Source organism: Comamonas sp. 17RB (genome assembly GCF_030056555.1).
Lineage (GTDB): Bacteria > Pseudomonadota > Gammaproteobacteria > Burkholderiales > Burkholderiaceae_C > Comamonas > Comamonas terrigena.
The window spans coordinates 279,469-300,406 of sequence record NZ_JASHHY010000008.1; the positions used below are offsets into that span (position 1 = coordinate 279,469).

Below are 20,938 nucleotides of genomic sequence, written 5' to 3' on the forward strand. Positions count from 1 at the left end.
GCGAATCATCCGCGGCTTCCTGCACAAAGCCCGCTCCATGGAGCGGGCTTTTTTTGTCCTTCCGAAGGGCGATCGCCAGGCACTCCCTATGGAACGCAGGCCTGCCCAGAGGCGCACCGGCAGCGTTACCGCCGGCGGGCGGACTCATAGAGGCCCTGCACCCGCGGAATATTGCGCTCCAGTTCGCGGATGCGATCCGGCCCTGTGGGGTGGGTCGACAGAAAGCCGATACCGCCATCGCCCGTGGCCTCCCCCATCTTGCGCCACAGGCTCACCGCAGCCTGCGGGCTGTAGCCGGCACGGGCAGCCATTTCCAGCCCCACCAGATCGGCCTCGCTTTCGTCACTGCGGCTGAAACGCAGGCTCAGCAGCTGGGTGCCCATTCTGGCGGCCAGATCGCCCAGGTCGCCCAGCCCCAGCAGCTGCGCCCCCAGCGACAGGCCGATGCTGGTGGCCGAGTTCTTGGCCATCTGCTCGCGGGAATGCTCGCGCAGTGCGTGGGCCATTTCATGGCCCATGACCATGGCCACTTCGTCATCGCTGAGCTGCAGCTTTTCCAGGATGCCGGTGTAGAAGGCAATCTTGCCGCCAGGCATGCAGAACGCGTTGATCTCCTTGCTGCCGATCAGATTGACCTCCCAGCGCCACTGGCTGGCGCGGGCGTTCCACTGGCTGGCATAGGGAATCAGGCGCTGCGCGATGCCGCGCAGGCGCTGCAGCTGGGGGTGAGAGCTGCCGGCCAGTGCGCCTTGCGCCTTGGCTTTCTGCAGCAGCTCCTGGTATTGCTCGGTAGCGGCGCTTTCCAGGGTTTCGGCCGGCACCAGCTTGCGCAGACCGGAGGAGCCGCCCACATTGACCTGCGCCAGCGCAGCCCCGGCCCCTGTGGCCGCCGTCCCCGCCACCAGGGCGCGCAGAAAGCCACGCCGGCCGGCGTGGCAGCGGCAAGCCTGCGGCAGATGGTCGTCATCGGACAGATGGTTCAGTGGCGTGGGCGATAGGGGCATGGGGGCGTCTCTCCTGGGCAATCCAATCAGCCTGCACAGCGGTGCCGTGCCTGAACGTCAGATTGTGCCGCCAATGCGTGCCGGCGAGGTGGCTCAGACCAGCGCCAGCTTGCGCCGCGCGCCGCGCACCTCGGCGCCGATCACCACCATCAGTCCGGCCAGCACCGTCAACAGCCCCAGCCAGGAGGCCAGCGGCTGGTGTTCGCCCACGATCCACACCGCCAGCAGAAAGGCCGCCACCGGCTCGATCAGCGTCAATGTCACACCGGTCGGTCCGGAGATATGGCGCAGCCCGTTGGAAAACAGCACATAGGCCAGGCCGGAGACCACCAGCCCGAGGTAGACCACCACCATCAGCGACGACGCCGTGAACCGTGGCACCCCGGCCAGCAACAGCGCCACGGGCGCCGCCAGCACCGCGGCACCACTGAACACATACAGGTTCACCAGCCGGGTAGGCACTTTGCTGACCAGGCGCTTGTTGACCAGAGCATAGGACGCGTACGACAGTCCGGCCAGCAGGCACAGCAGCAGGCCGGGCAGCGACAACGCGCCCGCGCCGCCCCCTTTGCTCAGCACCATGGCCACACCGCCGGCCACGCTCACGCCCGTGCCCAGCCACCACAACAGCGACAACGGTTGGCGCAGCAGCACAGCCTGGATCAGCCCGGCCCAGATGGGTGCGCTGCCAATGGCCACCGCCGTGCCCACGCCCACGCCGGCCAGCTTCACGCCCGCATAAAAGCTGATGCTGTAGCCGGCGGTACCGGCCGATGCCAGCCAGAACCAGCGCGCCGGCATACCCAGCAGAGAGGGCCTTGGCAGCAGCGGTTGTCCAGTCGGCGCACTGCGCCGTGTCACCCACAGCACCAGTGCAAAGAAGGTGCTGGCCACAGCCAGCTGGGCCGCCCCCACCCAGAACGGCGACAGCCCCTGGGCGCCCAGGCTTTGCGCCGTACCGGTGGTGCCCCACAGCATGGACGCCACCGACACCAGGGCCACACCCCAGACCGAAGAAGAAGCAGAAGAAGAGCTCATGTTTCAAATGATGCCGCCGCAAGGCCGCGGCAACTGTCGAGCAACACTGGTTCTGCCATGCAGGGCGTGTACATGGCCGTCCTGCGCGGTGTACCGCCGCCAAGAGGTCTCACGCTGCCGCCAGCAGCCACCGCCGCACCGCACCGCTGCACTCAGCGCTGCGCGGCCCGGAGACTGCGCGCACTCACCTGGCGTTCGCGCCGCAAGGCATAGGCCAGGGCACTGGCCGTACGGTAGCCACAGCGCAGGGCCGTGGTCTCCAGCGGCTGGCCCCGGGCCAGCTGGGCCTCGGCCGCATCCAGCCGCAGGCCACGCAGCCAGGACTGCGGCGGCTGACCGACCAGTTCCACAAAGCGGCTGTGGAACTGGGGCACGCTCAGATGGCACAGCGCCGCCAGCCGGGCCGTGGGCCAGTCGGCATGCAGGGCGGCCTGCACCTGCTGGGTCAACCAGGCCAGGTCCACCGTACGGCGGTGCAACAGGCTGGGCGCGTCCAGCACCAGCGCCAGCTGGGCGGCAGCAGACAGCGGGTGGCGTGCCAGCGCCGGAGCGCGCAGCCGGGCCGGCACCGCAAAGCGGCGGATGCGATCCAGGCCCGGGCCGGCGGGCAGATCGATCACCTGCACCTGGGTGTGGGCCTGGGCCAGATAGCCGTGGCTGGCGCCGGCGGGAATGAGCATGCCGCTGGCAGCGTCCACATAACCGGCATGGCCGTTCAGATCCAGCTCCATACGGCCCTGCAGCGCATAGAGGATTTGCACATGGTCATGGGCATGGGACTGGTGTTCCCCGCTGTAACGCCGCACCGACCAGGCGGGCGCATCCAGCCGGCCGCCGTCTTGCGAGGGGGCGGCGCTGGAGTCCACAAGGGCGGAGACGGTGCTGGGATCGGCCATGGCAGTGCGCAGGTGTGAACTGCCATGGTAGCGCGCACGGCGGGCGGCCACCATCGCGGGATAATGGTTCTCAGCCCTTCCTGGCCCTGCGCCTTTTCGCCTGCCCATGTCCGAACCGTCCACCTCCCCTGCGTCCACCGCCGCCACGCCTTCGCCCCCCTCGACCGCTGCCCCACGCCGCAGCTGGGGGCAGACGCTGCGCGTCTATGCCGAGCCGGCCAGCCTGCGCATGCTGGCCTTGGGGTTTTCGGCCGGCCTGCCGCTGCTGCTGGTGCTGGGCACGCTGTCTTTCTGGTTGCGCAAGGCCGGCATCGACCGCTCCACCATCGGCTACATGAGCTGGGTAGGCTTGGCCTATGCCTTCAAATGGGTATGGTCGCCGCTGGTCGACCGGCTGCCGCTGCCGGTGCTGAACGGCTGGTTGGGGCGCCGGCGCAGCTGGCTGCTGCTGGCCCAGATGCTGGTGGTGGGTGGCCTGCTGGGCATGGCCTTCACCGATCCGCAGCAGGATCTGAACCGCATGGTCTGGTGTGCGCTGGCCGTGGCGTTTGGTTCGGCCACCCAGGATATTGCGCTGGATGCCTACCGCATTGAATCGGCCGACGCCGAGCGCCAGGCGGCACTGGCCGCTACCTACCAGACGGGCTACCGGCTGGCGATGATCTGGGCCGGCGCGGGCGCGCTGTGGCTGGTGGCCGCAGCCCTGCATGGCGAACAGACGGCCTATGTGCATGCCGCCTGGCAGCTGGCCTATGGCGTGATGGCAGCCAGCATGCTGGTGGGCGTGTTCACCGTGCTGCTGTCGCCCGAACCCGCTGCGCGCGTGCTGACGCCAGCGCGCAACCTGGGCGAATGGCTGCGTGAAGCCCTGGTGGCCCCGTTTGCCGACTTTGTGCGCCGCTACGGCGGGCAGGCAATTCTGATCCTGGCGCTGATCGGCATCTACCGCATCAGCGATGTGGTGATGGGCATCATGGCCAATCCCTTTTACGTGGACATGGGCTACAGCGAGGCCGAGGTGGCCACGGTGAGCAAGGTCTTCGGCGTCATCATGACGCTGCTGGGCGCCTTCATCGGCGGGGTGATCTCGATGCGCATCGGCGTGATGCGGGTGCTGATGCTGGGTGCCGTGCTGTCGGCCGCCAGCAACCTGCTGTTTGCCTGGCTGAGCACACGGGGCCACGATGTGACCGGCCTGACCCTGGTGGTCAGCGCCGACAACCTGGCCGGCGGCATTGCCTCGGCGGCCTTCATTGCCTACCTGTCGAGCCTGACGAATGTGCAGTATTCGGCCACACAGTACGCGCTGTTCAGCTCCATGATGATGCTGGCGCCCAAGTGGCTGGCCGGCTTCTCCGGCGCGTTTGTCGACGCCCATGGCTACAGCAGCTTCTTCATCAGCACGGCAGCCCTGGGCCTGCCGGTGCTGCTGCTGGTGGCGCTGGCATCCCGCGTCACCCTGCGCACCAAGGCGTGACGCAGACGGGCTTGCAACCACCGGCTGCGGCGTAGGGAAGCCGTTGACAGGACACGGTGCGCGTCTGCGCGCTCCGGGTGGACGGCCTGCGGCGCTGTCAGGCCCAACCGACTGGCAGATCGCGGCCACAGGTTTACCTGCACTTTACATACAGGACAAGCGCGTGTGACGCGCAGCCGCCATGCTGGGGCCATCGCGCTCCCCATGAGCGCCCGACTGCCTACACTCTCCCACCATGAGCACCCACACCCTGCTGATGATCGAAGACGATGCCCGCCTGGCCCAGATGGTCAGCGAGTATCTGGGCCAGAACAGCCTGGCCGTCATCCACTGCGCCGACGCCACCAGCGGCCTGGAACGCCTGCAGCCCAGCGATCCGTCCGAGCTGCCCGATCTGGTGATCCTGGACCTGATGCTGCCCGACATGGACGGCCTGGAGGTGTGCCGCCGCCTGCGTGCCCTGCCCGGCGTGGCCGCCAAGGTACCGGTGCTGATGCTGACCGCCAAGGGTGACCCCATGGACCGCGTGATCGGTCTGGAAATGGGTGCCGACGACTACCTGCCCAAGCCTTTCGAGCCGCGTGAGCTGCTGGCCCGTATCCGCGCCATCCTGCGCCGCCGCGGCAGCGAAGGCGCCCCGGCCAGCCAGCCCATTCCGGCGCTGCGCTTCGGTTCGCTGGAAATCGACCGCGATGCCCGCACCGTCACCGTGGCCAGCCAGCCCTGCGAGCTGACCAGCTACCAGTTCGACCTGCTGGTGGCCCTCGCCGAGCGCGCCGGCCGGGTGCTGACCCGCGACCAGATCATGGAAGCCGTGCGCGGCCGCGAACTGGAGGCGTTCGACCGCTCCATCGACGTGCACATGGGCCGCATCCGTGCGGCCATCGAAGCGGATTCCAAGAACCCCAAGCGCATCCTGACCGTGCGCGGCGTGGGCTACGTCTTCGCCAAGCAGCAGGACTGAAGGGGCAGCCACCATGTTCAAGGCTTTCTCCCAGCGCCTGTACCTGCGCATCTGGCTGGCCGTGGTGCTGGGCGTGGCCATTTTGACCCTGCTGGTCGGCTGGGCCTGGAAAGAGGCCGCGGAACAGAATGCCCGCAACCAGACCCAGGTGAACCAGATCGCCCGCGAGCTGGTGCTGACCGATCCGGACGGCAAGGTCATTGCCCAGGGCAGTGCCACGCGCGCGCCGACGCCGCCGCAGGAAGGGGTGTTGTTCGACATCGTCACGCCCAGTGGGGATTTGCTGCAGCTGCACATGGCCCCCCGCCCTGACCGGGGTGACCGCAACGAGCGCGGCGGCGGCCCGCATGGCGGCCGCCCGCCCCCTGGCGGCTATGCGGCTTTCTGGCTCAGCCCGCCTTTCGGCTTTCTGTGGATGCTGGCCCTGGTGGGTGTTGCAGTGGCCGTGGGGGTGTTCCCCATCATCCGCCGCCTGCTGCAACGCCTGGAGAATCTGCAGCGCGGGGTGCAGCGCTTCGGCGAGGGCGATCTGTCCGTGCGCGTGGCCACCAAGGGCGATGACGAAGTGGCCGACCTGGCCCGCCAGTTCAATGCCGCCGCCGAGCGCATCGAAACCCTGGTGACCTCGCACAAGACCTTGCTGGCCAATGCCTCGCACGAGCTGCGCTCGCCGCTGACGCGCATCCGCATGGGTCTGGAGCTGATGGGCGATGGCCAGCCATCAGCCAGTGCCAAGGCCGAGATCCTGCGCAACATCGGAGAGCTGGACCAGCTGGTGGACGAAATCCTGCTGGCCAGCCGCCTGGAATCCAAGGAAACCGATGTGGGCACACCGGAATCAGTGGACCTGATCGGTCTGGCCGCCGAGGAATGCGCCCGCGTGGAAGCCGAGCTGGACCTGCAAGGCACCAGCCCGCTGGAGGTGCAGGGCGTTGCCAAGCTGCTGCGCCGTGCCGTGCGCAATCTGCTGGAAAATGCCCGCCGCTACAGCCACGGCGACATCACGCTGACCCTGGCGCAGGAAGGTGACATGGCCCTGATCCGGGTACAGGACCACGGCCCCGGTGTGCCGGCCGCGCAGCGCGAACGCATTTTCGAGAAGTTCTACCGCCTGCCCGGGGCCAGCGAACGCTCGGGTGGCGTGGGCCTGGGCCTGTCGCTGGTGCGCTCGATTGCCGAACGCCATGGCGGCACGGTGCGCGCCACCGACCGCACCGACGGTGCAGCAGGCGCGTGCTTCGAATTGCGGCTTCCGCTGTAAGCCGCCTGCACATGCACAGTCCTGCTCCGGCAGGGCTGTGTCTTTTCTTCAGGCCTGCGCAGCCGCCTGTACCAGGGCCTGCACCTGCCCCATCAGACGGCGCTGGACCTTGCGCACATAGCTGGTGTTGACGCTTTTGAACCAGCTGCGCACCGGAATCAGCAGCTTCTCGCCAATGCCGTCCACCAGCACAAACTCCGGCCCGCCCGAGCGCGATTCGGTGTACATCAAGCCCGCCACATTCACTTCCCCAAACACCAGGTGCAGGTCTGCACAGGCGTCGAAGAACTGCTCCAGCGCGGTGTAATGCTTGGCCTCCAGCGCGCCGGCGGCGGCCAGGTCTTCCAGCGTGTGGGGCAGGCCGTCCGGGCCGAGGATTTTTTCGGTCACCAGGCCCAGGCCCTGGGTCGTGGGCACCAGCCCATACGGCGTTTCCATCGGGAAGAAGGTCGTCTGCTGGTGGTACGCCGCCTTGGACAGCTGCAGGTACTGGATGATCTCGCGCCGGAACTGCCGGTACACGCCCTGGGCGAACGCACGCTTGAGCCGGCCATGTTTGGCGAAGCCCCCGTCCGGCGCCACCAGCTCGGGCCGGATCAGCTTGAGCACCTTGCCGTCGTCATCGGGCAGGGCATAGACACGCTTCACGGTTCCTTCGCCCAGCAGGGACAGGCGGCTCACATCCACAATCACATTCGGTCCTTCTCTAGGGCGGCAGACGTTTGCCGCGTTCCAAAATAGGCCTGCGCTGCCAGCAAGCTCAGCATCATGGTGAAGAAGTGGCTCTCGCGCGAGCTCCACAGCGACACATTGATCAGGCTGTTGGCCGCCAGGATCACGAGGAAGCTCAGCACCACCGGACGCCAGCGGTCATCCCGCCAGACGGAGTGGGCCGTGGCCGCCAGGATGCCGATGAACAGCAACACGCCGATCAGGCCGTTTTCCATCCAGAACAACAGGTACTGGTTGTGGGGGTGGCGGCTACCGAATCCGCACCATCCAGGCTCCGTCACATAACGGCACCATTCATCGTGGTAGCTCCCGGTGCCCCAACCGGTCAGCGGCCTTTGCTGCACCAGCTCCCAGGTGTGCTTCCAGAAATTGATGCGGCCACCAATGCTGGTGATTTCCATGCTCTCGCTGTTGCGGGCCTCGGTAATCGCCTGATGCACACGCTCCTGGGCCGTCTGTGACACGGCGTAGGCACCGCTCACCGCCACCACGATGGTGAGCAATGCCAGCCAGCGCTGATAGCCTTTCAGCGCGAAGAACACAAAGCTGCTCACACCCAGCGTGACCAAAACGTAGCCCGTACGCCCCTGCGACAGCTGGGTGATGGCCACGGCCGCCAACAAGGCCACCGCCGCGGCCAGCAGCCGCAGAGACAACCGAGGGGCGTTCTTGCAGTACCACAGCGCCAGCACCACAAAGAACGACATCATGATGTTCTGCGTGATGTAGTCGCCAATCACCGTGTGGTCCACGCCCCAGCCCAGACTCTGGGTCTTCGACCATGGCAGTTGCAGCCAGATGTTGGCGTAGACCGACACCAGAATGAACAGCATGCAGGCACTGAACGCCTGCAGGCACCGTGTGCGCCATTGCGGCTGGGCCAGCAAGACAAAGAACACCGCGCCCAGCAGCAGCTTGATGTACTTGGTGTAGTTCAGCTGGATGTCACCCCAGGGAGCGCTGCTCCACAGGCCACCCAGCAGCACCACGCCATACAGGCCCAGCATCAGCCAGGGATACGGGGCACTGCGCCATGTCCTGCGTTCACGCCACAACACCCCGCTGAGCAGCGCCAGCAGGCCCGTCAGCAGCATGGCGATATTGCCCAACGCCATGGCCGCAGGAAAGAACAGAAACGCTGCGACCAGCATCCACTGGGCACCTGTTTCCAGGCGCGAGGTAATCAACTTTGACTGCATAAACCCTTAGGCACGCGCTCCATCTGCGCATGCTTTTAATACCCAGCACATATCAACGCCGTACCGGCTTCTTCAGTTGATCGCGGTCCACTTCCAGCGCCACGTAGCGGAAGAAACATTCCAGCCCGACAAAAAAACTATAGAGAAACCCTGCGCGACCACACAGAAAACCGCGCTGAAAGACGTACAGGCGGGTGAAATTGGCCATCCCGGAGGCCAGGCCGCGCAGAACGCCGCCGCGCTTGCCTGCCTGGTGCCGTTTCAGCGCGCCCAATTGGACATACTGCGCCAGCTTCACCAGGCTGCCATAAATGGTTTCACGCGAGAAATGCGGCAGGCGCTGGCGCAGATGCCGGGTGGGCACCGCAGTGCGCAGCACCGCCCCTTCATGCACCGCACCGCTGAAGCCTTCAAGCACCCGCATCGGAAACAGCCGAGCCACGCCTCCGGTGCCACGCATGCGCCCCAGCGACTGCCCGTAGGCCATCTGCTCCCATTCCACTTCCCAGACAGCTTCGGCGTTGCCTGCCACCACCTGGCGGATTTCGTCGGCCAGTGCCGGGGTCAGGCGCTCATCGGCGTCCAGAAAGAACACCCAGTCCGCCTGCACATGCTGCAATGCGCGGCTGCGCTGTTCGCCAAACCCTTGCCAGTCCGGGTACGCCACCACCTCGGCGCCCAGTCCCTGGGCCAGAGACACGGTCGCATCCTGGCTGCCGCTGTCCACCACCAGCATCTGGTCGGCCACGCCCTGGGCGCTGCGCAGGCAGGCTTCGATGTTGTGCGCCTCGTTCAAGGTCAGCACCACAATGCTCAATCGGCTCATCCGCGCGTCCATTCTTCAGTATTGCACCGGTGCAGACCACAGGCCCACGACACGGCCCCACACCCGCGCCACATGCTTGGGCGACGGTGCAAAGACACGCAGGGCCAGCAAGCCCACGGCGCCCCACAGGGCTCGGCGGCGGTGCGCAATGGCCGCCGCATGCCCCTGGTGCTTGGCGGTAAACAGCACCTTGGAGCGGGCATGGTGGTAGCCGCGTCCGTATTCCACGTTCAGCGGGCGTGGACCGCGCACCGACCCGCGGTTGGCGTGTGCCACGTGCACCGACGGCTCGATCAGCACAGGCTTGCCGGCCTGCAACAGGCGCAGACACAGGTCTTCGTCTTCGTAATACAGGAAAAAACGCGTGTCGAACCAGTCGCGCGTGGGCATGGCGCTCAAACGCAGCAGCATGGCCGCACCGCAGGCGTTGCCCACACAGGTCACGCCTTCGGCAGCCGGGCCCTTGGACGCCCACAGGTGGCGTACCCAGCCATAGTTGACCTGCTTGCCGCCATCACCGCCCACCAGCTGCGGCGCCATGATGGCCGCGTGCGGCCATTCGGCCATGGATGCCAGCAGCGCCTGGGCATCGGCTGCCATCACCGCGCAGTCCGGATTCATCAGCAGCGCAAAAGGGGTCCGGACCTGGTGCAAGGCGGCATTGTTGGCCGCACCAAATCCCCGGTTCTCCCCCAGCTCCAGCACCTGTGCCTGCGGCAGGGCCGCACAGATACGGGCCGGCGTGTCGTCGGCGCTGCCGTTGTCCACCACGATGACATGCGGCCAATCCGCCAGCTGCGCGCCCAGTGCCTCGGCACAGTGCGCGCTGTTGAAGGTCACGATGACGGCGGTGACGGCATCCAAAGCGAAACAGCGCTCCGCGGGAGCGCTGTTGTCGGACGCCAGGATGTGATCAGTGGCCACCCGCAAACACCTCGCCCTCTTTCAGGCGGTAGGTCGTGCCGCAGTAGGGGCACTTGGCCTGGCCGGTATGGGCCACATCCAGGTAGACCTTGGGGTGGCTGTTCCACAGCTTCATGTCGGCCTTGGGGCTGGGGCAGTAGACGCCGCCTTGGGCATTCAAATCCTTGGCAGCCAGTTCTACAACGGCAGTCGTGCTCATATTCGGTGTCTCTCTCTCGGTGGGGCGGAATTTACACCCGGGTCAACCAGTGGGTGTATTTGGGATTGCGTCCGTTGACGATGTCAAAGAACGCGTTTTGAATCTTTTCGGTGAGGGGGCCACGGCGGCCTTCACCGATGGGCAGGCGGTCCACTTCGCGGATGGGCGTCACTTCGGCGGCCGTGCCGGTGAAGAAGACTTCGTCGGCGATGTACAACTCGTCACGGGTGATGCGCTTTTGCACCACTTCCAGGCCCAGGTCCTTGCAGATGTGGAACACGGTGTTGCGGGTGATGCCGTTCAGAGCGCCGGCGGACAGGTCGGGCGTATAGACCACGCCGTCCTTGATCACAAAGATGTTCTCGCCCGAGCCTTCGGACACGAAGCCGGCCGCATCCAGCAAGATGGCCTCGTCATAGCCATCGTCCAGCGCTTCGGTGTTGGCCAGGATGGAGTTGGTGTAGTTGCTCACCGCCTTGGCCTGGCTCATGGTGATGTTCACATGGTGGCGGGTGAAGCTCGACACCTTCACGCGGATGCCGCGCTGCATGCCTTCTTCGCCCAGATAGGCACCCCAGGCCCAGGCCGCCACCATCAGGTGGATGCTGTTGCCCTTGGGGCTCACGCCCAGCTTGCGGTCGCCGATCCAGGTCAGCGGGCGCAGGTAGCAGGATTGGAGCTGGTTGGCCTTGACCACGTCCACCTGGGCCTGATTCACCTGTTCCTGGGTGAACGGGATCTGCATGCGCAGGATCTTGGCGCTGTTGAACAGGCGCTTGGTATGGTCTTCCAGGCGGAAGATGGCCGTGCCCTGGGCGGTGTCATAGGCACGCACGCCTTCGAAGGCGCCGCAGCCGTAGTGCAGCGTGTGGGTCAGTACGTGGACCTTGGCGTCACGCCACTCCACCATCTGGCCATCCATCCAGATCTTGCCATCACGGTCGGACATCGAGGGAACTACGGGGCTCATACCACTCCTTGGCGTGCTTCAGGGAAAGGGATTTACGGGCGAAACCACCATTTTAGGCCCGCAAGCGCCATTTGCCCCGGTACGCGGTGCACTACACCAAGGAACACCCCAGATGCCGCCCACGCAGCGCCCTCCCTGTGCTGGCCCGCAGGCCGGCACAGGGGCAGGACTCAGGGCGCCGCAGGAGGCAGAGCCGCAGGGGCCTGCGCAGCATCGGCAGGCGCGGCTTCGGGCTGCGGCGGGCGCTGCAGCGTCCACTTCATCAGACGGCCGCCGACGAATTCACAGGTGACATGGGAGTTGGTGCCGTCGGTCCAGCGGAAGATTTCCGGATCCTGGCCTTCCTCCGAAATGCGCTGACCCAGCGAACGCGTCATGGCGATCACATGCATCAGGCTGACCTTGGGCTTGAGCTTGACGTTCAGCATGATGGCGCTGCCGACATAGCCGATGGGCTGGTTGGAGGCACGGCGCACAATGGTCATCAGCCGGGTGAAGTGCAGCAGCAGCCACATCACCGTGCCGCCGCCCACGGCCGCCACGCCCATCCAGCCATAGGAGCGGTGGGCCGCGTAAAACAGAATGGCCAGACCCACTGGCACCACAAACTTGCGAAAATTCATGCGCCGTATTGTCCAACAGGGGGCATTTCCCCTGGCTGCGGGCAGTGCGTAGCCGTGGGGTTATGCCGCCTTGCAGGGTGGACGGCCACAACACAGCCGCCTATCGCCCCCGAAATTTCGATGCTGTTTGCCTGCAACAGCGCGCCGACTCAGCGCAAGCCGCTCCTGTTTTTCAATGGGCCGCGCTTATTCCAGTCCGCGCACGATCTGCATGGCCTCGTCCACGCGCTCCACGGTGTGGATCTTCAGGCCGGCAATCGCCTTCTTGGGCGCATTCGCCTTGGGCACCACGGCCACCGTGAAGCCCAGCTTGGCGGCCTCCTTCAGCCGGTCCTGCCCGCGCGGTGCGGGCCGCACCTCACCGGCCAGTCCGACTTCGCCAAAGGCGATAAAACCCTTGGGCAGGGCCTTGCCGCGCAGGCTGCTGGTGATGGACAGCATCACCGCCAGATCGGCCGCCGGCTCGCCGATGCGCACCCCGCCCACGGCGTTGACAAACACATCCTGGTCGGCACAGGCCACCCCGGCATGGCGGTTGAGCACGGCCAGCAGCATGGCCAGGCGGTCCTTGTCCAGGCCCACCGACAGGCGCCGTGGCGAAGGGCCGCCGCCGTCCACCAGCGCCTGGATCTCCACCAGCAGCGGGCGCGTGCCTTCCAGCGTGACCAGCACGCAGCTGCCGGGCACGGGCTCGGTGTGCTGGCTCAGGAAGATGGCGCTGGGGTTGCTCACCCCCTTCAGGCCTTTTTCCGTCATGGCGAACACGCCGATCTCGTTCACTGCACCAAAGCGGTTCTTGATGGCACGGACCAGGCGGTGCGGGCTGTGGGTGTCACCCTCGAAGTACAGCACCGTGTCCACCATGTGCTCCAGCACTCGCGGGCCGGCCAGCGCGCCCTCCTTGGTCACATGGCCCACCAGGATCACGGTCACCCCGGTGCTCTTGGCCATGCGCGTCAGGTGCGCCGCGCATTCGCGCACCTGGGCCACCGAGCCGGGAGCGCTGGTGAGCTGGTCAGAATACACGGTCTGGATGGAGTCGATCACCACCACGGCCGGCTGCGTGGCCTCCACCGTGGCCAGGATCTTTTCCAGCTGGATTTCGGCCAGCAGGTTGACCTGGCTGCCGTCGATGCCCAACCTGCGCGAACGCATCGCCACCTGGGCTCCGCTCTCCTCGCCGGTCACATACAAGGTGGGCAGACCGGCGCGCTGCAGCGCGTCCATGGCCTGCAGCAGCAACGTGGATTTGCCGATACCCGGATCGCCGCCGATCAGCACCACCCCGCCTTCGACCACCCCGCCGCCCAGCACACGGTCCAGTTCCTCGATGCCGCTGGGCGTGCGCGCCACATCCTGTGCCTCGATGGCCGCCAGCGGCGTCACCGGCTGGGCATTGGCCAGACCGGCATAGCCCTGGGGGGCGCTCAGGCGGTTCTTGCCGCCGGACGCGCTGTCGGGCACCGTCTCGATCAGGCTGTTCCACGCCCCGCAGTTCGGGCATTTGCCCAGCCAGCGCGGCGTGGTGCCGCCGCATGCGTGGCAGGTGTAGATGGTTTTGTCCTTGGCCATGGGCAGCGACTATAGCGGCGGGCGCCCGGCCCGGCGGCGCCACCGCCGCATGCCCGCACACCACGGGCGCTGCCGTGTCTGTTTTCTGCCGGCCGCCTGCTGCCGCTATGCTGCAGGCCATTCCCCTCCCACCGGACCCTCTGGAGACCGCATGCCGCACCTGACCCTGTTCTACGCCCCGCACACCTGTGCCCTGGCCACCCGCATTGCCCTGAACGAGGCCGGTGCCGACTACCAGCTGCAGTACGTCGACTTCAGCCAGAACGCCCAGCGCAGCGGCGAATACCTGGCGCTGAACCCGCTGGGCCGTGTGCCCGCGCTGCGGCTGGAAGACGGCAGCACCGTGCTGACCGAGACCGTGGCCCTGCTGGCCTATGTGGCCCAGCGCTTTCCGGACGCCCACCTGGCCCCCACCGACCCGGTGCAGTTCGCCCGCATGCAGGGCTTTCACAGCTACCTGGCCAGCACCGTGCATGTGGCCCACGCCCACGGCCGGCGCGGCGCACGCTGGAGCGATGATGCTGCGGCCGTCGCCTCCATGCAGGACAAGGTCGCCGCCAACATGGCGGAGTGCTGTGCACTGATCGAAGCCCATTGGCTGGACCGCGGCCCCTGGGTACTGGGCGAGACCTTCTCCGTGGCCGACGCCTATCTGTTCACCATCGCCAGCTGGCTGCACGGCGACGGCGTGGACATCGCCCACTTCCCGCGCCTGGCCGACCACTACCAGCGCATGCAGCTGCGGCCTGCCGTGCGGGCCGCCCTGCACGACTGAGACCGCAGCCTGGCAGGGCGCCTGCTCAATCCTGCACCAGTTCCTCGTGGTGGTCCGCCTGACCGCGCTTCCAGTAGGCGGAAATGCGCATGCGCTTGAGCGAGGCGCCCTTGTCCTTGAAGACGGTACGCAGCGCGGCCATGTCGTTGTGCTCGCCTGCGGCCCAGATGTAGCCGTCCTCGGACGGCAGCGGCAGGGCGGCAGCGGCCTCGGCCAGATCGTCCACCCACTGCAGATCCACCTGGGCAGCGCTGGGGAGCGGACGGCGGTCGGCCGCAGCCACCTTCAGGCGCACGGTCACACGGACCGTGGCCGGCAGCTCCGCCAGGCGGCGTTCCACGGCGGGCAGCGCGCTGTCATCGCCCAGCAGCCAGTGCCAGGCAAAGCCGGCGGGAATCACCATGCTGCCACGCGGCCCGGCCACCCCGGCCCATTGCCCGATCTGCGCGGTGCGCGCCCATTCGGCGGCAGGGCCATGGTCATGCAGGGCGAACTCCAGCACCAGCTGGCCTTTGGCGGCATCCCAGCGCACCGGGGTGTAGTCCCGCGCGACAGGGCGCTCGCCGTCAAAGTGGGGGCGACCGTCCACCATCTGCGGCAGGCTGGGCTTATCCTGGCCAGGCTGGGGCAGCAGGAATTTGATGTGGTCATCGAAGCCGTCGCTGCGAAAAGCCGTCAGATCGGCCCCCGCCAGCGTGATGCGCACAAAGCCGGGGCTGACCACTTCGCGCGATTGCAGCTGCAGGTGGTGCGCGGCAAACACGTGGCGCACACGCTCCACGCGCAGGGCGGTGTCAGGGATGGTTGAGCCGGTGGCTGCGATATCGGTGGTGGTCATGCACGCTCCTGCGTAGAATGTTGACTTGATCAACAATATAACCATTGTTAATTGACTTTGTCAACCAATGCGGGCACCATTTGCTTCTGCTGACGAGATCCCTGGATGAACACCTCTGCCCTGCCCTCTGCCGTGCTGGATGCCATGCACAACCTGACGTTGGCCTACCGCCGCCAGATGCGTGCGGCCCTGCACGCCCAGGCGCTGCCGCTGACGGCCAATGAGCTGAAAGTGCTGCTGTACGTGGGCCACCATCCCCTGTGCACCCACAAGGACCTGGTGGCGCACACCGGCACCGACAAGGCCCAGGTGGCGCGCCTGCTGCAGCAGATGGAAACCCATGGCTGGCTGGAGAGGGTGCCCCATCCACAGGACAAGCGCAGCCGCTGCCTGCGCCTGAGCGCCCAGGGCGCTGAAGCCTTCACCGGTCTGCGCAACCACCGCAGCAGCCTGGGCGCGCAGATGCTCGCGGGCTGGTCGATGTCGGAACAGCAGCAGTTGCTGGACCTGCTGCGCCAGATGCACAGCCAGCTGGCCGCCCTGCCGCTGCCGCAAGGCGAAGGCGATTCGCTGGCACACGACCCCAGCTACAGCCCGCCGCCGCTGCACGACTGAGCCCGGCCCCGAAGCGCCCGCAGCGCACGGCGGGAGCCTCGGCCCCCTGCTCCCTGTCTCTCAGGCCACGCCTTCCACCACCACCGGCACACGCGGCGACACGGCGCACATCAGCTCGTAGCCCACGGTGCCAGCCGCAGCGGCCACCTCGTCGATGGACAGCTGGGTGCCGTTGCGCGCCGTGCCCCACAGCGTGACTTCGCTGCCGATGCCGGCGTCGGGCACCGGCGTCAGGTCGACATTGAGCATGTCCATGCTGACGCGGCCCAGCACCCGGGTGCGCACGCCGTTGACCAGCACCGGCGTGCCCGTGCCGCAGTGGCGCGGGTAGCCGTCGGCATAGCCGCAGGCAATGATGCCGGTGCGCATGGGGCCGTCGGCCACAAAGGTCGAGCCATAGCCCACGCTGTCCCCCGCCTGCAGCTGCTGCACGCCGATCACCTGGGTCGACAGCGTCATGGCGGGCTGCAGCCCCCAGTCGGCGGCCGTGTGCAGCGGGTAATCGGGCGCGCTGCCGTACAGCACGATGCCGGGACGCACCCAGTCGTTGCGCACACGCGCCTCCATGCCATGCAGCAAGGTGGCGGCGCTGTTGCACACGCTGCGCTCGCCAGGCAGGTCCTGCGTGGCGCCGAGGAATGCCTGGAGCTGGTGCTCGATGCCGCGCGGCCCATCGGCATCGCTGAAATGGGTGATGAAGGAAATCTCTTCCACCTGGGTGAGCGCATTCAGGCGCGCATAGGCGCTGCGAAAGCGCTCCGGCGTGAAGCCCAGTCGGTTCATGCCGCTGTTCATCTTCAGGAACACGCGGTGCGGCTGCTGGGTCTTGTGGGCGGCCAGCCAGTCGATCTGCTGGTCACAGTGGACGGAATGCCACACCCCCAGGCGGGAACACAGCTCCAGGTCGCGGGCGTCAAACACCCCTTCCAGCAGCAGGATCGGGCCGCGCCAGCCCAGCTGGCGGATGCGTTCGGCTTCCGACAATTCCAGCAGCGCAAAGCCGTCGGTGGCCCGCATGGCATCGAACACACGCTCGATGCCATGGCCGTAGGCATTGGCCTTGACCACCGCCCACAGCCGCGCATCGGGGGCCGCCTGGCGTGCACGTTCCAGGTTGTGGCGCAATGCTTCGGGATGGATGGTGGCCTGGATGGGACGTGGCATGTCAGATGGGAGCTAGGGAAAAGAAGTACGGAATTCTGGCACTCCCGGCACAAACCTGCGTGATATAACCGCCAGTCACTTTGCCAACAGGTCCAGATCAGCGTGGGCATTAGCTCTGCTAATAGTACGCATCCCCATCCATGAAACGCGGTTTCTACACCATCATGTCGGCGCAGTTCTTCAGCTCGCTGGCCGACAATGCCCTGTTTGTCACCGCGGTGGAACTGTTGCGCACCTCCGGCGCCCCGGAATGGCAGCGTGCGGCCCTGGTGCCCATGTTTGCGCTGTTCTACGTGATCCTGGCGCCCTTTGTGGGCGCCTTTGCCGACGCCTTGCCCAAGGGGCGGGTGATGTTCATCAGCAATGCCATCAAGGTGGCGGGCTGTCTGATGATGCTGATCGGCCACCACCCGCTGCTGGCCTATGCCGTGGTGGGCCTGGGCGCCGCCGCCTACTCGCCGGCCAAATACGGCATCCTGACCGAGCTGCTGCCGCCCTCCCAGCTGGTCAAGGCCAATGGCTGGATCGAGGGGCTGACCATCACCTCCATCATCCTGGGCGTGCTGCTGGGCGGCCAGCTGGTGGGCCCGGCGGTTGCGGCACATCTGATGGCATTGGACGTGCCATTTGTCGACAACGCGGCCGAAGCCGCCATCGGCGTGCTGGTGTTTGTCTACGCGCTGGCGGCCGCCTTCAACCTGCGCATTCCCCGCACCAGCACCCCGCTGGTGCCCATGCGCCAGCACCCGGACCAGGGCCTGATGGCCGCCACGCTGGCCCTGCTGCCCGACTTCCGGGACTGCAATCGCCGCCTGTGGCGCGACAAGCTGGGCCAGATCTCGCTGTCCACCACCACCCTGTTCTGGGGCGTGTCCGGCAATCTGCGCTACATCGTGCTGGCCTGGGCCGCCGTGGCCCTGGGCTACGGCACCACCCAGGCCTCGGCCCTGGTGGGCGTGGTGGCCATCGGCACCGCCGCCGGTGCAGTGCTGGCCTCGATGCGCATGCGCCTGCAGCACGCCACGCGGGTGATTCCCTTGGGCATCGCTATGGGCCTGCTGGTGGTGTGCATGAATTTCATCAGCCACCTGTGGATTGCCATCCCCTTCCTGATCCTGCTGGGCGGCCTGGGCGGCTTCCTGGTGGTGCCCATGAACGCGCTGCTGCAGCACCGCGGCCATGACCTGATGGGAGCGGGCCGCTCCATCGCCGTGCAGAACTTCAATGAACAGGCCTGCATCCTGGGCCTGGGTGCCTTGTATGCGCTGGCCACCAAACTGGGTGTGTCGGCCTATGGCGCCATCACCGGCTTTGGCCTGATCGTGGCCATCACCATGTGGATGATCGGCCGCTGGTACCGCTACAACTGCCGCCACCACGGTGGGGAAGTGCGCCGCCTGCTCAATATTGCGCGCCACGACCACCACCACTGAAGCCTGCCACCCGCTTTCCCCCGTTTTCATCGTTTCCGGCGCAGGCACTCCCTGCGCCGGAGTCGTTTTCCACCATGCACTCTCCTGCACCGTATTTCGCCCTGCTGTTCAACGCCATGGTCTGGGGGCTGTCCTGGTGGCCGTTCAAGACCATGCATGCCGCCGGCCTGGCCGCGCCCTGGGCCACCTCGCTGATCTACGCTGCCCTGGTGCTGGGCACCACGCTGCTGGCGCCGCGCAGCTGGGCCGGGCTGCTGGCCCACCCGGCGCTGTGGCTGCTGGCCCTGTCCTCCGGGCTGACGAATGTGGCCTTCAACACCGCCAGCTCCACCGGCGATGTGGTGCGGGTCATCCTGCTGTTCTATCTGATGCCCGCCTGGGCGGTGCTGCTGGCCTGGAAGTTCCTGGGCGAGCGCCCCACGCCCCAGGGCCTGCTGCGCCTGGCACTGGCATTCGCCGGCATGGGCCTGGTGATCGTGCCTGCAGGGGCCAGCTGGAGCAGCCTGACGGCCGGCATCGCCCTGCCCGACTACCTGGCCGTGTTCGGCGGCCTGTGCTTTGCCATCACCAATGTGATCCTGCGCCGCACCCACAGTGCGCCCGGCACCTCGCGCATGCTGGCCATGTTCGTGGGCTGCATGGCCACGGGCCTGACCACCGCCAGCCTGGGCTACGGGCTGGGTGCACTGCCCGGCCTGCCGGCGCCGCAGACCGAATGGGTGCTGTGCGCCCTGGTCATGGCGGTGCTGGTGGCGGTGGGCAACTGGGCCCTGCAGTACGGCGCGGCGCGCCTGCCGACGGCCACCACCTCGCTGATCATGCTGTCCGAAGTGCTGTTTGCCACCGTCTCGGCCTGGCTGCTGGGCGCCACCGAGCTGACGCCGCGCATGCTGCTGGGCGGAGCGCTGATCATCGGCGGCGCGCTGCTGGCCGCCTTGCAGGGGCGCCGCCGCAAGGCATAAAGTGTGCCCATGGGCGTGGCAAGATGGCGCCCATGCAAGGAGACTCCATGACCACACTCCATGATTTCCAGGTGCGCAGCATCGAAGGCGACGAACACGACCTGGGCCAGTACGCCGGCAAGGTGGTGCTGGTGGTGAACACCGCCAGCGCCTGCGGCTTCACGCCCCAGCTGGCTGGCCTGCAGCAGCTGTATGAACGCTTCGGTCCCCAGGGGCTGGTGGTGCTGGGTTTCCCCTGCAACCAGTTCGGCCACCAGGACCCGGCCCACAACAGCGACATCGCCGCCTTCTGCCAGAAGAACTACGGCGTGGAGTTTCCGATGATGGCCAAGATCGAAGTCAACGGCGAAGCCGCAGCGCCGCTGTTCGTCTGGCTCAAGGAACAGGCCCCCGGCCTGCTGGGCAGCAAGGCCATCAAGTGGAACTTCACCAAATTCCTGGTCGGTCGCGATGGCCGGGCGATCCGCCGCTATGCGCCCCAGGATGCCCCGGTGACGCTGGGTGGCGATATCGAACAGGCACTGGCACAGGCCCCCACCGCCGCCTGAGCGAAGGCTGCAGGGGCTGCAGGCCGCGTGCCGTCAGACATCGGCCCAGCACCGCCCGCGGAGCTACAGCGCCGCCGGCGGCTCACCAACCAGTGCTCAGGCCTGGGCCTTCAGCTGGCGGGCGCGGTGCAATTGGCGCTGCACCTGCTGGGTGTTCATGCCGTACATGTCGGCAAAGGCGTCCACCGTCTCCGCACCGCTGCCTTCAAAGGCCCGCAGCACGGCTTCGGCCTTGGCGTCCTGTTCGGCCACCACGGCCAGTGCCGCTTCGACCTTGGCCAGGGCACTGGGTTCGCGCAGCTGCACTTTTTCCAGGTAGGCATCGCGGCCCAGGCCGCTGTCGATAAAGGCCTGGCCAATGCGGCGCTGCAGCTTGGCCTGCAGGTCTTCGCCGTCGCGTGGCTTCTTGCGGCGGAAGACTTCGATCAGCGCGTGCAGCACATGCTCAGGCGCCATGGCTTCCACTTCCACGCCCTGCAGATCGCAGCGTGCCGCGCCCGTGGCCACGACATTCAGATAGCGGGTGGAGCGGGTGTGCAGGGCCAGCGCCTGCTTGAGGCCGTCCTTATCCAGCGCTTCGCCCTGGGCGACCTGCAGGTCCTGGAAGATGCCGCGCTTGAGCGGCTTGGGGCTGTCACCGAACAGCGCCGGGTACAGCTGCGCCAGCTGCAGCAGCACGGGATGGATTTCACGCACGGGGCGCGCGGGAGCGGCAGCGGACTGCGGTGCGGCGCCCTTGGCGGCAGCGGCACGTCCCCGTCCACCGCGCCGGTTGCGGCGACGGGCACCGTCGGCCTGGGCAGGCTGTGCGGCTGCGGCGTCGGAGGCCGGGGTTTCGGGGAGGGAGGACACGGTTTCGGTCATGGGCAGGCCAATGGCGACAAAAAAACAAGGCCGCCATCATGCCAGCATTGGCAG

Annotated in this window: 22 protein-coding genes; 8 read left to right on the forward strand and 14 right to left on the reverse strand. The window is 66.9% G+C overall.

Annotated elements, in window-relative coordinates:
• Positions 1 to 125: 125 nt before the first annotated feature.
• The 3 genes from QM470_RS16035 to QM470_RS16045 form a co-directional block, all read right to left on the reverse strand.
• Complete coding sequence (locus tag QM470_RS16035) at positions 126 to 1,004, reverse strand: M48 family metallopeptidase (protein WP_283339935.1); 879 nt, start codon at positions 1,002 to 1,004, stop codon at positions 126 to 128.
• 93 nt (positions 1,005 to 1,097) lie between these two features.
• Entirely contained in the window at positions 1,098 to 2,042 is a 945-nt protein-coding gene (locus tag QM470_RS16040; RefSeq protein WP_283339936.1) for a DMT family transporter, read from the reverse strand.
• Between the two features lie 152 nt (positions 2,043 to 2,194).
• Positions 2,195 to 2,938 carry a helix-turn-helix domain-containing protein gene (locus QM470_RS16045; RefSeq protein ID WP_283339938.1) on the reverse strand — a complete coding sequence of 248 codons (744 nt, stop codon included), beginning with the start codon at positions 2,936 to 2,938 and terminating at the stop codon, positions 2,195 to 2,197.
• A 106-nt stretch (positions 2,939 to 3,044) separates the two neighbouring features.
• On the opposite strand from QM470_RS16045, the gene QM470_RS16050 reads away from it, so the two are divergent.
• The 3 genes from QM470_RS16050 to QM470_RS16060 all read left to right on the forward strand — a co-directional run bounded on the left by QM470_RS16050 (position 3,045) and on the right by QM470_RS16060 (position 6,640).
• Entirely contained in the window at positions 3,045 to 4,415 is a 1,371-nt protein-coding gene (locus QM470_RS16050; RefSeq protein WP_283339939.1) for an AmpG family muropeptide MFS transporter, read from the forward strand.
• 235 nt (positions 4,416 to 4,650) lie between these two features.
• Positions 4,651 to 5,379 (forward strand): response regulator, encoded by a 729-nt coding sequence (locus tag QM470_RS16055; RefSeq protein ID WP_066538796.1) that lies wholly within the window; start codon positions 4,651 to 4,653, stop codon positions 5,377 to 5,379.
• 13 nt (positions 5,380 to 5,392) lie between these two features.
• On the forward strand, positions 5,393 to 6,640 hold the full coding sequence (locus tag QM470_RS16060) for a HAMP domain-containing sensor histidine kinase (RefSeq protein ID WP_283339940.1): 1,248 nt from the start codon (positions 5,393 to 5,395) through the stop codon (positions 6,638 to 6,640).
• 48 nt (positions 6,641 to 6,688) lie between these two features.
• On the opposite strand, the gene QM470_RS16065 is transcribed toward QM470_RS16060, so the two are convergent.
• From QM470_RS16065 to radA, 8 genes are all read right to left on the reverse strand, one after another.
• Positions 6,689 to 7,333 (reverse strand): YrbL family protein, encoded by a 645-nt coding sequence (locus QM470_RS16065; protein ID WP_283339941.1) that lies wholly within the window; start codon positions 7,331 to 7,333, stop codon positions 6,689 to 6,691.
• Positions 7,330 to 8,559 carry an O-antigen ligase family protein gene (locus tag QM470_RS16070; RefSeq protein ID WP_283339942.1) on the reverse strand — a complete coding sequence of 410 codons (1,230 nt, stop codon included), beginning with the start codon at positions 8,557 to 8,559 and terminating at the stop codon, positions 7,330 to 7,332. Before QM470_RS16070 ends, QM470_RS16065 begins: the two co-directional genes overlap by 4 nt.
• Positions 8,560 to 8,623: 64 nt before the next feature.
• A complete protein-coding gene (locus tag QM470_RS16075) occupies positions 8,624 to 9,397 on the reverse strand; it encodes a glycosyltransferase family 2 protein (RefSeq protein ID WP_283339943.1) in 774 nt (257 codons plus the stop codon).
• Between the two features lie 15 nt (positions 9,398 to 9,412).
• On the reverse strand, positions 9,413 to 10,321 hold the full coding sequence (locus QM470_RS16080; RefSeq protein WP_283339944.1) for a glycosyltransferase family 2 protein: 909 nt from the start codon (positions 10,319 to 10,321) through the stop codon (positions 9,413 to 9,415).
• On the reverse strand, positions 10,311 to 10,520 hold the full coding sequence (locus QM470_RS16085) for a zinc-finger domain-containing protein (RefSeq protein ID WP_066538786.1): 210 nt from the start codon (positions 10,518 to 10,520) through the stop codon (positions 10,311 to 10,313). The genes QM470_RS16080 and QM470_RS16085 overlap by 11 nt, the downstream gene beginning before the upstream one ends.
• 31 nt (positions 10,521 to 10,551) lie before the next feature.
• The gene (locus tag QM470_RS16090) at positions 10,552 to 11,490 is read right to left on the reverse strand and encodes a branched-chain amino acid transaminase (RefSeq protein WP_066538784.1); all 939 of its coding nucleotides are present in this window, start codon (positions 11,488 to 11,490) and stop codon (positions 10,552 to 10,554) included.
• 170 nt (positions 11,491 to 11,660) lie between these two features.
• Positions 11,661 to 12,113, reverse strand: a complete 453-nt coding sequence (locus QM470_RS16095) for a glycerate kinase (RefSeq protein ID WP_283339945.1) — start codon at positions 12,111 to 12,113, stop codon at positions 11,661 to 11,663.
• Between the two features lie 186 nt (positions 12,114 to 12,299).
• The gene (gene radA, locus QM470_RS16100) at positions 12,300 to 13,685 is read right to left on the reverse strand and encodes a DNA repair protein RadA (RefSeq protein ID WP_283339946.1); all 1,386 of its coding nucleotides are present in this window, start codon (positions 13,683 to 13,685) and stop codon (positions 12,300 to 12,302) included.
• A gap of 151 nt (positions 13,686 to 13,836) precedes the next feature.
• Between radA and QM470_RS16105 the strand changes: the two genes are divergently transcribed.
• On the forward strand, positions 13,837 to 14,460 hold the full coding sequence (locus tag QM470_RS16105) for a glutathione S-transferase family protein (protein WP_283339947.1): 624 nt from the start codon (positions 13,837 to 13,839) through the stop codon (positions 14,458 to 14,460).
• A 25-nt stretch (positions 14,461 to 14,485) separates the two neighbouring features.
• On the opposite strand, the gene QM470_RS16110 is transcribed toward QM470_RS16105, so the two are convergent.
• Positions 14,486 to 15,298 carry a siderophore-interacting protein gene (locus QM470_RS16110; RefSeq protein ID WP_283339948.1) on the reverse strand — a complete coding sequence of 271 codons (813 nt, stop codon included), beginning with the start codon at positions 15,296 to 15,298 and terminating at the stop codon, positions 14,486 to 14,488.
• Between the two features lie 105 nt (positions 15,299 to 15,403).
• Here QM470_RS16110 and QM470_RS16115 point away from each other — a divergent pair, with 105 nt between their 5' ends.
• Positions 15,404 to 15,913, forward strand: coding sequence for a MarR family winged helix-turn-helix transcriptional regulator (locus QM470_RS16115; protein ID WP_280012190.1), 510 nt, complete (start codon positions 15,404 to 15,406; stop codon positions 15,911 to 15,913).
• Between the two features lie 60 nt (positions 15,914 to 15,973).
• Here the strand turns inward: QM470_RS16115 and alr are convergent, their stop codons facing one another.
• Positions 15,974 to 17,077, reverse strand: a complete 1,104-nt coding sequence (gene alr / locus QM470_RS16120; RefSeq protein WP_283339949.1) for an alanine racemase — start codon at positions 17,075 to 17,077, stop codon at positions 15,974 to 15,976.
• A gap of 140 nt (positions 17,078 to 17,217) precedes the next feature.
• On the opposite strand from alr, the gene lplT reads away from it, so the two are divergent.
• The 3 genes from lplT (at position 17,218) to QM470_RS16135 (ending at position 20,020) form a co-directional block, all read left to right on the forward strand.
• A complete protein-coding gene (gene lplT, locus QM470_RS16125; protein ID WP_283339950.1) occupies positions 17,218 to 18,510 on the forward strand; it encodes a lysophospholipid transporter LplT in 1,293 nt (430 codons plus the stop codon).
• Positions 18,511 to 18,584: 74 nt separating this feature from the next.
• On the forward strand, positions 18,585 to 19,472 hold the full coding sequence (locus QM470_RS16130) for a DMT family transporter (RefSeq protein WP_283339951.1): 888 nt from the start codon (positions 18,585 to 18,587) through the stop codon (positions 19,470 to 19,472).
• A gap of 47 nt (positions 19,473 to 19,519) precedes the next feature.
• The gene (locus QM470_RS16135; RefSeq protein WP_066538769.1) at positions 19,520 to 20,020 is read left to right on the forward strand and encodes a glutathione peroxidase; all 501 of its coding nucleotides are present in this window, start codon (positions 19,520 to 19,522) and stop codon (positions 20,018 to 20,020) included.
• Positions 20,021 to 20,116: 96 nt separating this feature from the next.
• On the opposite strand, the gene QM470_RS16140 is transcribed toward QM470_RS16135, so the two are convergent.
• Complete coding sequence (locus tag QM470_RS16140) at positions 20,117 to 20,884, reverse strand: ProQ/FINO family protein (protein WP_283339952.1); 768 nt, start codon at positions 20,882 to 20,884, stop codon at positions 20,117 to 20,119.
• Between the last annotated feature and the right edge of the window lie 54 nt (positions 20,885 to 20,938).